The sequence below is a fragment of the Frankia nepalensis genome, from assembly GCF_016786325.1.
In the GTDB taxonomy this organism is placed as follows: Bacteria; Actinomycetota; Actinomycetes; order Frankiales; family Frankiaceae; genus Pseudofrankia; species Pseudofrankia nepalensis.
This window is the reverse complement of sequence record NZ_JADWYU010000396.1, coordinates 1-11859: the sequence shown is the minus strand read 5'-3', so window position 1 is coordinate 11859 and position 11859 is coordinate 1. Positions and strand designations below refer to the sequence as shown.

Genomic DNA, 11859 nt, shown 5'->3' with positions numbered 1-11859 from the left:
GCCCGCGTCGGTGTGCCCGTGCCAGCCCGCCGGGGCGTCAGGGGATGGCGGGCAGGGCCTCGGCGACGTCGGCCGGCTCGGCGGGGGCGGGCGTGCCGGCGGCGATGGTGGCGGCGACCTCGGCGCGCCGGGCGGCGAGCGCCGCTTCCTCGCGGGCCGCGTCCCTGGCCCGGGCGCGGTCGAGGTCCTCGGCGGCGCGCTCGTCGGCGGCCATCATGGCGCCCAGGTCGACGTCGGCCATGTTCAGGACACCAAGCTTCTGGTAGGCGGAGCGGATCGTCGGCCCCCACAAACCGATGTCCTTCATGCACGGCACGATCCGGCTGAACAACAGTGTCTGAAAGGCCCGGAAGTAGTCCGACTTCATCACCAGCTCGGTGCTCTCGCGCCGGTCGAGTCCCAGGTTGCTCCACACCTCGGCGCCGTTGAGCCGCTCGTACATCAGATAGCAGCCCTCGGCGGCGAACTCCTCCCGCTCCCGGCGCTCCGCGTCGGTCAGCTCGCGGTAGTAGTCGCGCAGCGCGAGCCGGCCGAACGCGACATGGCGGGCCTCGTCCTGCATCACGTAGGAGAGGATCTGCTTGGGAAGCGGAAGCGTCGTCATGTCCCGCAGCAGGCCGAACGCGGCCAGCGCCAGCCCCTCGATGAGCACCTGCATGCCCAGGTAGGGAATGTCCCAGCGGCTGTCGGACAGCGTCTGGTCGAGCAGCACCTTCAGGTGTTCGTTGATCGGGTAGACGACGTCGAGCTTCTCGTGCACGAACCGCGCGTAGACCTCGACGTGGCGGGACTCGTCGATGGTCTGCGTCGTCGCGTAGAACTTCGCGTCCAGGTCCGGGACCGACTCGACGATCCGGGCGCTGCAGATCATCGCCCCCTGCTCGCCGTGCAGGAACTGGCTGAACTGCCAGGAGGCCAGGTGGTGGCGCAGCTCGTCCCGGTTGGCGTCGGACATCTTGTCCCACGTCGGGGTGCCGTAGATCGCGATCGCCTCGTCCGGCAGCCCGAGCGGCCGGCCGTGGGGGACGTCAAGCGACCAGTCGATCCGGGTGCCCGCGTCCCACTGCTTGTCCTTGCCCTTCTGGTACAGGGCGAGCAGGCGCTCCCGCCCCTCGTCGTACTCCCAGCTGAAGCGGGCCGCCCCGGCGGCCGGCACGTCCCAGGTCACCGGCGCGACGGGAGCGGTGTACCGCGGGTAGGTGGACATGACGCTCGGCCCCCTCTCCCGGCCCACCGGCTGCGCGACGACGGGCGGAGGATCGATCGGCCATCGTCCCCGGCCGCCGACCCCCTCCGGCGTCCGAGAACGGTGGTTCGGACAGGCCACGATCGTGCCAAATCCGACGCCGGGGCACACCCCCGACGACCACTTTGCTACCCGCGAGTCACTTTTCGCCGGGGCGTCAGGGCTCGATCTCGATGCGCTTGGGGTGGGACACCTGCCGCTTGGCGCACTGCAGGGTCAACACGCCGTCGCGCAGCGTGGCACGGACGGAGTCGGGGTCGACCTCGCCGGGCAGAGTGACGCGGTGTTCGAAGCGGCCGACGCGCCGGGTCTGGCGGCGCAGCTTGCCGGTGCGCTCGCGCTCCCTGATCTCGCCACTGACGACCAGCTCGTTGTCCCGCAGATCGATCATGACGTCCTCGCGGGCCACGCCGGGCAGGTCGAGCTCCACGACGAACGCGTCATCGGTCTCCTCGACGTCGACCGGCGTGACCATGCTGGTCAGCGTCCCGAAGGTACGGCCCTCCGGCGCCCCGCCGCTGACCACGTCGCCGAGCAGGCTGCCCATCTTCGACCAGGCGTCCTCGATCTCCCGGAACGGGTCCCAGCGGGCCAGCATCGGACGGTCGCCGCGTGTGGGAAGTGCCATCGGTTCCTCCTCGGATCGTGCCGTCGGCCGGGGCCTCGGGTCGAAACGGGTCGGTTCACCGTCATGTCTGGCCCTACCCACTGGCCGGCTCGCCTACCGAGCGAGGCGGCGGCTAACGGCCAGGCGGTCCCCACTGCCCGGGCGCGGGCGGCTGCCCGGCGCCGGGGTGCGGCGGCCAGGGCGTCGGAGCGGGCGGCGGGTAACCGGGGGCGCCGGTGGGCGGACCGTAGCCGCCAGGACCAGGCATCCCAGGACCAGGCATCCCAGGAGCGGGCATGCCCGGCGCGCCGGGGGCGCCCTGGGCACCGTAGGCGGCGACGGCGCTCGCGGCGACGCCGGCGGCGGCCGGGCGGCCGACCTTCGGCTCCATGCGGCGCAGCATGATCGTCGTCAGGTAGAGCATGGCGACGGCGAGCAGCAGGCACATGAAGATGTCGAGGAACCAGATCCCGGCGTTGTGCTTCCACAGGCTGTCGATCGGGTCGCCACCGGGGCGGCCGCGCCCCACCACGTTGTTGAGGTCGTCGGTCGAGGCCAGCGCGGCGAAGCCCCAGCGGGCCGGGGCGAGCCAGCTCAGCTGCCCGAGGCCCGGCTGGTTGTTCACCGGGAACATGCCGCTGGCAAGCACGAGCTGGCCCATCGTGATGAGCACGAGGAACGGCATCGTCTTGTCGGCGTTGTCGACCAGCGTCGAGACCAGCAGGCCGATCATCATCGAGGCGATCGCCGCGACGATGATCGCGACCAGGCATTCGATCAGCGGTGAGCCCAGCAGCACCGCCTCCTCCGGGGTGCGCCCGAGCAGGCCGATCAGCGTGAAGACGATGCACTGCAGCGTCGTGATGCCGGTCAGAACGATGATCTTCGAGCCAAGATAGGCGGTTCTGGACAGGCCGATGGTGCGTTCCCGGCGGTAGATATCTCGTTCCTTGACGATCTCGCGGACGGAGTTCGCCATGCCCATGAAACAGGCGCACAGCACGAGCACGACCAGCACCGTCGTCGCGTCGGTGTTGATCGTGGGCTGCCCGTCGTCCGTGAACACGAAGCCGAGCCCGTCGGGCGCGGGGATCACCCGGGGGACGATCCCGAGCAGGACCGGGAACAGCGCGATCAGCCGCAGGTACGACTTGTCCGCGAGGATGACCTTCAGGTAACGGCGGGTCAGCGTCGACAGCTGGGCCGAGACGGGCTGCTGACGCAGGCTCGGCAGCGGCGGCGGGGCGGCGCGCACCGACGGCGCGACCATCGCGGACGGCACGAAGTCGCCCGACGCGCGGAACCGGGCCGCCATCTGCTCGCCCGGGGTGTTCTCCAGGTCCCGGAAGGTGTCGACGAAGTCCTTGAAGTCCCGCTTGCCGAAGTAGGTGAGCGCGCCGTCCGGCGGCCCGAAGTAGGCGACGTAGCCGCCGGGGGAGAGCACCAGCACGTAGTCGCAGCGGTCGAGGAACAGCACGCTGTGGGTGACGACGATGACCGTGCGGCCCTGCTCGTCCGCCGAGCCGGCGCCGCCGCCCTTCGCCAGCGCCCGCAGCGTGTCCATCACGGCCTGGTCGTTGGCCGGGTCGAGGCCGGAGGTCGGCTCGTCGAGGAACAGCAGCGACGGGCGGGTCAGCAGCTCCAGCGCGACGCTGGTTCGCTTCTTCTGGCCGCCGGACAGCGCCGAGACCGGCTTGTCGGCGTGCTGGGTGAGGCCCAGCTCGCCGATCACCTCCTCGACGCGGACGCGACGCTCCTCGGCGGTGGTGTCGGCGGGGAAGCGCAGCTCGGCGCCGTACTCGAGCGCCTGACGGACGGTCAGCTGGGCGTGCAGCGGGTCCGCCTGCGGCACATAGCCGATCCGGCGGCGCAGCTCGTCGTACTCGTCGTACAGGTCGCGGCCGGCATAGCGCACGGTGCCGGCGTCCGCCGGGCGGAAGCCGGTGAGCGCGTTGAGCAGCGTCGACTTGCCCGCGCCGGAGGGACCGACGACGCCGAGCAGCGAACGCGCCGGCAGCCGGAACGTCATGTCGTGCATGAGCTGCTTGGTGCCGGCCCAGACGTTGAGGTTCGCGGCCTCGAACGCGACGTCGCCGGAGTCGTGGTACTCGACGAGGTTCGTGCCGTCGAGCTGGAACAGGTGGTGGCCGATCGCGATCACGTCCCGCTGCCCGACGGGGGCGCGCGCCACGCGCTGGCCGTTGACGAACGTGCCGTTCGCGGTGTCCAGGTCGACGACCTCGGCGCCGCCACCGGGGTGCAGGTACAGCTCGGCGTGGTGCCGGGAAGCGAGCAGGTCGGGGACGGCGACGTCGTTGTCCCGGGACCGGCCAAGCCGGATCTTGCCGCCTGGCCTGATCGGGTGGGTCTTGCGGGCCGCCGGCACGGACGGGCTCGAGCCGGTCGTCGGGTCGACCGGCCCGGCGACCCGCGGGATGCCGGCCTGGCCGGCGCGCGCCGTCGGCAGCAACGACGCGTTCGCCGCGGCCACTGAGCCCGCGGCCTGGTAGGGCGGTGCCGGGGTGTGCGGTGCCGGGGGGTACGGCGCCGGGGCGGGCGGCGCGGGCACGGGCGGGGGAGGTGACCACTGCGGCGGGGCGGCCGGCGGCCCCGCCGGGGCCGACCCGGGGGCACCGGCCACGGCGGCGAGCACCACCTCGGGCCCGTCGACGCCGCCGAGGCGCAGCCTGGCCTGCTCCCCGGGGCGCACCTCCAGCTCGGAGACGCGGCGGCCGTCCTGGAACATCCCGTTGGCGCTGTTGTCGACCACCCGCCAGCCGCCGGCCGACGGCGCGAGCAGGACGTGCTGCCGCGAGACCTGACTGTCGTTGATCACAACGTTGGAGGCGCGGGCGCGGCCGATCACCGCGGAGTCGACCCCGGCGAGAACCACCTCGCCCGTCGACGTCGTCACCCGAAGCGTGGTGCTAGCCACCCGTCCCCCTCCGCCCTGCCCCTGCTGTCACTGCCGCGAGCCGTCCTGCCGCGATCTGTCACTGCCACGATCCGTCACTGCCAGGATCGCCGGTCCCGCCGGCGAGGATCAGGATCGCGTATCCGCGGCCGTCCGAACATCCGTGAGCTTCCGGACGCACAACAATGATCGCGCACATGTTGACCCAATGTCCGCCACGCAGGCTAGTGCGGTGCGGTACCCGGGCGGAACGGGTAGGGGAACGCGGATCTGTCACCTTGACGACCAGCACACGGCTGGTCGACCGGCCGTTACAGGACGCGCGGGACCTTCGGGCCGGTGACGCCCCAGAAGACGAGGCGGACCATGGCTTCGCGCACGTCCGCGACGTGGATGTCCCAGGCCTCGAACCCGGGCTGGTGGGCGGCGACGTGCGCGAGCATCGAGACGAGCGCGCTGGCCATCGCCATCGGCTCCAGCTCGGCGCGCCGGCCGGCGCGGGTCTGCGCCTCCTCGATCACCCCGGCGAGCGCGCGGGTGATCGCGTTGAGCATCCGCACCCGGGCGCCGCGGAACCGCACGTCGCCCTCCTCGGTGAGCAGGTCGACGACGCGCAGCACCGGCTGGTGGGCCAGCCAGAACGTCAGGAACCCGTCGACGAGCGCCTGGGCGCTGTGCCAGCCGGCCGCGCCGCGCCACGGCTTGGTCCCCACCAGGCCGGACAGCTCGGCGCCCTGGTCGGCGACCTGTTCGGCGAGCGCGAGCATCGCCGTCTCCATGTCGACGAAGTACTGGTAGAACGTCGCCGGCGACGTGCCCGCCTCGCGGCTGATGTCGGTGACCGTCAGCTCCCGGTACGGGGTGGTCTGCAGCATCGCCGCCGCGCACTCCAGCAGCCGGGCCCGGGTCGCGAGCCCTCGCCGGCCGGGCACCCGGCCGTCCGCCGCCCGCGGCGGCGTCAGCTCGGCGCGGGCGTCCACGGGCTCCGTCCCCGCCGCATCCGTCCCCGGCAGATCGGTCCCCGGCGCCGTCTCCGCGCCGACCGCGAGCCGCGTGGCGGCGGCCTTCGCGCCTGTCCGCGAGCGCGCGCGGCCGCCCGCGCGGGTGGCCGCCTGCTTGGCGGCGGGCTTGTCCAGGGCAGGGGCGTCGGCGGGAGACACGCGGTAAGCGTAAGGCGACACCCGACGGGTCGTCAGAATCTGGCCGTGTGACCCTGTTCACCGAGTGCTGACGCGGGGTCAGCTGGCCGTCCCGGCGAGGGCGGTGCCCGGGCGGCTACGTCCCAGCGCTGGCCTCGGCTCCGGCGCCGGCGCGCAGGAGGCTCGGGTGACGGGCCGCGACCATCGCCCGCAGGCCGTCGCGCCACGGCACCCGCGCCACCCCGACCCGCTCGCGCAGCACCGTCAGGTCCATGACCACGCTGCCGAGCGTCGCCGTCGTGTACTCCAGCACCGCCGGCAGGCCGGTCAGCGCCGAGAGCTCGGCGCACCACTCCTGGACGGACGCCGTCTCCGGTCCCGCCCAGTTGAGCACCGTCGCGGGCACGTCCGCGACCGAGAGCAGCCCCGGGATCATGGCGGCCGTGTCGTCGTCGTGCAGCAGCTGGTAGCGGGTCGGGGTCGCCGCTCCCTCGCTCGCGCCGTAGACCGGCACGGCCATTCCGGCGGCCATCATCTGCAGGTGGTAGTCGGGCAGCCCGCCGGCGGACGGGCCGTAGGGGACGCCCAGACGCGCGATCGTCGTCGGCAGGCGGTACCGGCGGGCCGCGTACCGGGCCGCGGCCTCGGCGGCGATCTTGCACACGCTGTAGGTCCGCAGGAACGGCCAGACGGCGTGGCTGTCGCCGAGCTCGTGGTCCTCGGCCAGTACCCCGTCGTGGTCCGGCGCGTACACGGCCCCCGAGCTGCAGTGCAGGAACGCCCGCGCGACCCCGGCGTAGCGCTCGGCCAGCGCCAGCGTCCCGCCGACGTTGCCGTCCAGGTCCACGTCCCAGCGGTTGGACTTGACCACGCCGAAGTGCAGCACGAACTCGACCCGCTCCGGCAGCGCCGCGAGGTCGCCGGTGACCAGGTCCGCCGGGGCGCAGCGCACCCCGGCGGCCTCCAGGCCGTCGCGCAGCGCCGCGTCGGTGAACCGGGCCGCGCCGTACACCGTGTTGGTCCGCGCGAGCGCGGTGGCCAGCGGCCGCGCCACCTGCCCGGTCACGCCGGTGACGAGGATGGTCCGGTCGACCAGGTCGACGGGCCCGACCGGCCCTGAGCCCGTCACCGCCCGCGCGGCGTACCGGTCCGCGCCGGCGCCGCCGGGCGCGGCGAGCTGGTCGTAGCTCGTGCCATCCGCCGCGGTGTCCGCCATCGGGTGCCTCCGTCAGCTCACGTCGTGCACGATGACGCCGCGGATGTTGCGGCCGGACAGCATGTCGGCGTACCCGGTGTTGATCTCGTCGAGCGGGTAGCGGTTCGTGATCAGCTCGTCCAGCTTGAGCTGGCCGGACCGGTAGAGCCGAAACAGCGTCGGCAGGTCCGCCCGGGCGTTGCACGCGCCGAACAGGGTGCCGCGCAGCTCTTTCTGAAAGATCGTCAGGTCGGACAGCGACAGCTTCACGTCGCTGTCCTGGGCGGGGGAGACCCCGGTGACGACGACCCGCCCGCCCTTGGAGACCAGCGCCATCGTCGGCGCGATGTGCTCGTCGCCCTTGACCACGCCGACGGAGATGATCGCGGCGTCGGCCATCACGCCCCAGGTCAGGTCCCGGACGAGCGCGGTCGCCTCGTCCAGGCTCGCCGCCGTGTGGGTCGCGCCGAACAGCTTCGCGGCGTCCCGCTTGGCCGCGGCCGGGTCGACGACGACGATCCGCTCGGCGCCGGCGATCCGGGCGCCCTGGACCGCGTTCATCCCCACTCCGCCGGCGCCGACCACGACCACCGTCTCGCCGGGGACGACCCTCGCGGTGTGCACCGCGGAGCCGTAGCCGGTCGGCACCCCGCAGGAGACGAGCGCGGCGACGTCCATCGGGATGTCGTCGGCGATCTTTACGACGCTGCGCTCGTGCAGCACCGCGTACTGGCTGAACGTGCCGAGGAAGCAGATCGCCGCGCAGTCCTGATCACGGGCGTGGAAACGGGCGGTGCCGTCCACGCCATACCCCATCATCAGGTTCGCGCCCAGGTCGCACAGGTTCGACCGGCCGCTCGCGCACCAGCGGCACTGCCCGCAGTTCGGCATGAACGTGCAGATCACGTGGTCGCCGGGGGCCACGCTCTGGACCTCCGGCCCGACGGTCTCGACGACGCCGGCGCCCTCGTGACCGCCGACGATCGGGTGACCGGAGCCCATGTCGCCGGTGCGCAGGTGGTCGTCGGAGTGGCACATGCCCGCGTAGTGCCAGCGGATCAGCACCTCGCCCGCCTTCGGCGGGTCCAGCTCGATCTCCTCGACCGTCCAGGGCTCGTCGCGCCCCCACATCACGGCCGCCTTGGTACGCATCCGGTCAGGCCTCCCTGTTCGACAGGTGGCTTCCGGAGACGGGAAGGAAGATCATTTTCGCGTCTCCTACAGCCATTTCTGGACGTACTCACCGAGCACGTACGTGCGTGGCCGGTAACGCGCGGCGGTCGCGTCGGGCAGCCAGACCAGGTCGACGGCATGCAGCGGCGGCGCGCCGGGGCTCAGCGTCTCGAGCACCCGGTAGCGGACCGTGCCGCCGATCGCGTCCGGCCCGCCGGCCTCGTCGGCCGCCTCCTCCGCCTCCTCGCCGGTCAGGAAGAGCCGGGCGAGCACGACGCCGGCCGAGCGCTCGCCGGCACCCCTCCTCGCGGCCGGCGGGGGCTGGCCGGCCGGGTCCGCCCCGGCGGGGACGAGCGTCTCGCGGCTGACCTTGTACATGTGGAAACCGTCGAGGAAGTTCGCCGCGTCGTCGATCACGAGCTTCCAGTTCTCCACCGAGTCCCAGCCTTTGGCCGGGTCGACGAAGGCGTCCCACGACTCGGTCCAGATCTCGGTGAGCGCGTCCACCGCCAGCGGCAGCGGCTCGTGGCCGCCCTCGACGAGCCGGACGATGTAGCGCCGCTTCGCCGTCGAATGTGCCAGGGCCATGGGCGCGTGCACGTTGAGGTAGTGGTCGCGGAACTGGTCCTCGGACAGCCCGGCCTTGCGGGTGAACAGGAACAGCAGGATCTCCCCGGCCGGCGGCCCGTCAGCCCCCGCTAAGGCCGGGTCACCGCCGGCGGAGGCATCCGATGGCGCCGCGCCCCCGCTCACTGCCCCGCCTCCTGGGCCTCGGCACCCTGCCCCGCCTCCTGGGCCTCGGCACCCCCGGCGGCCGGCGGCGTCCAGCCGGCCGGCAGGTTCACCGTCTGGTACTCCAGGTAGGCCGACAGACCCTCGGGGCCGAGCTCGCGGCCGAGGCCGGACTCCTTGAAGCCGCCGAACGGCGCCGAGTTCTCGAGCATGAACGTGTTCACGTTGAACGTCCCGGTGCGGATCCTGGCGGAGATGTCCAGGCCCGCGTCCAGGTCCGCGGTCCACACCGAGCCGGACAGGCCGTAGCGGGAGTCGTTCGCGATCGCCACCGCCTCCTCGACGCCCGAGTAGGGGATGACCGACAGCACCGGCCCGAAGATCTCCTCCTGGGCGATCCGCATCGCGTTGTCGACCTCGGTGAACACCGTCGGCTCGACGTAGAAGCCCCGCTCGAGCTCGGCTGGCCGGCCGCCGCCGAGCGCCACCTTCGCCCCGGCCTCCCGGCCGGCGGCGATGTAGCCCTCGACCCGGTCGCGCTGGCGGGCGGCGACCAGCGGGCCGACCTCGGTGGCGGGGTCCAGCGGGTCGCCGACCTTCATCGCCGCGACCTTCGCGACCAGCGCCTCGACGATCTCGTCGTAGCGCTCGCGGGGCGCGAGCCACCGGGTCTGCGCGACGCAGGCCTGCCCGTTGTTCATCAGCGACGCGGGCAGCAGCGCGGGCAGCGCCGCCTCGATGTCGACGTCGGGCAGCAGCAGCGCGGCCGACTTGCCGCCGAGCTCCAGCGTGCAGCGCGCCAGCCGCTCGCCGCACAGCGAGGCGATCCGGCGGCCGGCGGCCGTGCTGCCGGTAAAGCTGATCTTGTCGACGCCCGGGTGGCGGACCAGGTGCTCGGCGACCTCGCGGTGCGCCGGCACGATGCTGACCACGCCCGGCGGCAGTCCCGCCTCCTCGACCGCCTCGGCGAGCAGCCAGGCCGACAGCGGCGTCTCCGGCGCCGGCTTGATCACGATGGTGGAGCCGGACGCCAGCGCCGGGCCGAGCTTGAGGGCGGTCACGTAGAGCGGCACGTTCCACGGCACGATCGCCCCGACGACGCCGACCGGCAGCCGGCGGACCAGCGCCGGGCCCATCATGCCGGCGCGCACCTCGCTGAACGTGTACGCGCGGGCCAGGCTCGCGAAGTAGTCCAGCGCGAACGTCGCCGCGTACACCTGCCCGAACAGCGCCCAGGAGACGGGGCAGCCCATCTCGGTGCTGACCGTGTTCGCGACCTCCTCCGCGCGCCGGTTGAGCACCGCGGCGACCCGCCCGATCGCGTCCGCGCGTTCCGCCGGGGACAGCCGCGGCCAGGGGCCGTGGTCGAACGCCTCCCGGGCGGCGGCGACCGCGGCGTCCAGGTCGGCGGTGGTGCCCTCGGGCACCCGGCCGACCACCTCCTCGGAGTGCGGGGAGATCACGTCGATGGTTCCCGACCCGGCGGGCGCCGCCCAGGTGCCGCCGATGAACAGCCGGTCGTGGACCTGCATCGTCGCCTCCGTCCGCCGGTCGACCCGGCTGTGCTCTGCGAGTCGTCGCTCTGGGTTGGTGTCGCCCGAGGGCAAGGTCGTCGGAGGGTGAGGTCGTCCGGGCGCGAGCCACCCGCCGCGCGAGGCCGCGGTGGTGACGTGGCCGTGAGAGTGACCTGCCTCACTGGAGCAGATGCCGAAAAACTAGTACGAGTTCTAGAAATCCGCAACGCTGCCGGGTGCGGCCGCCGACCGGCGGGCGCGGACGACCAAGGAGACGCGATGACGGCGGACCTGAAGCTGGGCCTGAACCTCGGCTACTGGCCGGCGAGCCCCCCGCCTGGCCAGCTGGAACTGGTGACGACCGCCGACGACTGCGGCTACGACTCGCTGTGGACCGCGGAGGCCTGGGGCTCCGACGCGGTGAGTCCGCTCGCCTGGTACGGCGCGCACACCCGGCGCCTGCGGCTCGCCACCGGCCTGATCCAGCTCTCCGCCCGCACCCCGGCGTGCGTGGCGATGACGGCCGCGACGCTGGACCACCTCTCCGGCGGGCGGGTCGTCCTCGGCCTCGGCGTCTCCGGTCCGCAGGTCGTCGAGGGCTGGTACGGCCAGCCGTTTCCCCAGCCGCTCGCCCGCACCCGCGAGTACGTCGAGATCATCCGAATGGCGCTGGCCCGGCAACGGCCGGTCACGAACGACGGGCCGCACTACCCGCTGCCCTACCCGGGCGGCACCGGCCTCGGAAAGCCGCTCAAGCTGATCGTGCATCCGCTGCGCGACCGGATCCCGATCTACCTGGGCGCCGAGGGGCCGCGCAACGTCGCGCTCGCCGCCGAGATCGCCGACGGCTGGGTGCCGATCTTCTACCACGCCGAGCGCGGCCCCAAGGCCTACGCCGACGCGCTCGCCGCCGCCCCGCCCGGCTTCGAGATCGCCTGCCCGGTGACCGTGAACATCACCGACGACGTGGCGGCTGGCCTGCAGGTCGTCAAGTGGACGCTCGCGTTCTACATCGGCGGGATGGGCGCGAAGTCGGTGAACTTCCACCTGAACCTGATGGGCCGGCTCGGCTACGCCGACGACGCGGCCGAGGTGCAGCGGCTCTTCCTCGCGGGCGACCGGGCCGCGGCGGCGGCCGCCGTCCCCGACGACCTCGCCGACGGGATCTCGCTGGTCGGCCCGCTCGCCCGCGTCCGCGAGCGGCTGGCGCTGTGGCGCGACTCCCCGGTGACCACGCTGCTCGTCGGCGGCGTCCGCGACCCCGCCCACCTGCGCGCGCTGGCCGACCTCCTCTGACGGCTGGCCGGACGTCGGCCGGTGGGGGTGGGTGGGCCGGGAC

General features: G+C 73.1%; 9 protein-coding genes. 1 reads left to right on the top strand and 8 read right to left on the bottom strand.

The window, feature by feature from the left end; all coding sequences use genetic code 11:
* Positions 1 to 37 precede the first annotated feature (37 nt).
* From I6A81_RS42730 to I6A81_RS42695, 8 genes are all read right to left on the bottom strand, one after another.
* Positions 38 to 1207 (bottom strand): ferritin-like domain-containing protein, encoded by a 1170-nt coding sequence (locus tag I6A81_RS42730; protein ID WP_203006755.1) that lies wholly within the window; start codon positions 1205 to 1207, stop codon positions 38 to 40.
* 196 nt (positions 1208 to 1403) lie between these two features.
* Entirely contained in the window at positions 1404 to 1874 is a 471-nt protein-coding gene (locus tag I6A81_RS42725) for an Hsp20/alpha crystallin family protein (protein ID WP_203006756.1), read from the bottom strand.
* Between the two features lie 112 nt (positions 1875 to 1986).
* Complete coding sequence (locus tag I6A81_RS42720; protein ID WP_203006757.1) at positions 1987 to 4788, bottom strand: ATP-binding cassette domain-containing protein; 2802 nt, start codon at positions 4786 to 4788, stop codon at positions 1987 to 1989.
* Positions 4789 to 5078: 290 nt separating this feature from the next.
* Positions 5079 to 5927, bottom strand: a complete 849-nt coding sequence (locus I6A81_RS42715; RefSeq protein WP_203006758.1) for a TetR family transcriptional regulator — start codon at positions 5925 to 5927, stop codon at positions 5079 to 5081.
* 115 nt (positions 5928 to 6042) lie between these two features.
* The gene (locus I6A81_RS42710) at positions 6043 to 7122 is read right to left on the bottom strand and encodes an NAD-dependent epimerase/dehydratase family protein (protein ID WP_203006759.1); all 1080 of its coding nucleotides are present in this window, start codon (positions 7120 to 7122) and stop codon (positions 6043 to 6045) included.
* A gap of 12 nt (positions 7123 to 7134) precedes the next feature.
* Positions 7135 to 8253, bottom strand: a complete 1119-nt coding sequence (locus tag I6A81_RS42705) for an NDMA-dependent alcohol dehydrogenase (RefSeq protein WP_203006760.1) — start codon at positions 8251 to 8253, stop codon at positions 7135 to 7137.
* A gap of 66 nt (positions 8254 to 8319) precedes the next feature.
* Positions 8320 to 9027 carry an EthD domain-containing protein gene (locus I6A81_RS42700; protein WP_203006761.1) on the bottom strand — a complete coding sequence of 236 codons (708 nt, stop codon included), beginning with the start codon at positions 9025 to 9027 and terminating at the stop codon, positions 8320 to 8322.
* Positions 9024 to 10538 carry an aldehyde dehydrogenase gene (locus I6A81_RS42695; RefSeq protein WP_203006762.1) on the bottom strand — a complete coding sequence of 505 codons (1515 nt, stop codon included), beginning with the start codon at positions 10536 to 10538 and terminating at the stop codon, positions 9024 to 9026. The genes I6A81_RS42700 and I6A81_RS42695 overlap by 4 nt, the downstream gene beginning before the upstream one ends.
* A 261-nt stretch (positions 10539 to 10799) precedes the next feature.
* Between I6A81_RS42695 and I6A81_RS42690 the strand changes: the two genes are divergently transcribed.
* A complete protein-coding gene (locus tag I6A81_RS42690) occupies positions 10800 to 11816 on the top strand; it encodes an LLM class F420-dependent oxidoreductase (RefSeq protein ID WP_203010541.1) in 1017 nt (338 codons plus the stop codon).
* The last annotated feature ends 43 nt before the right edge of the window (positions 11817 to 11859 follow it).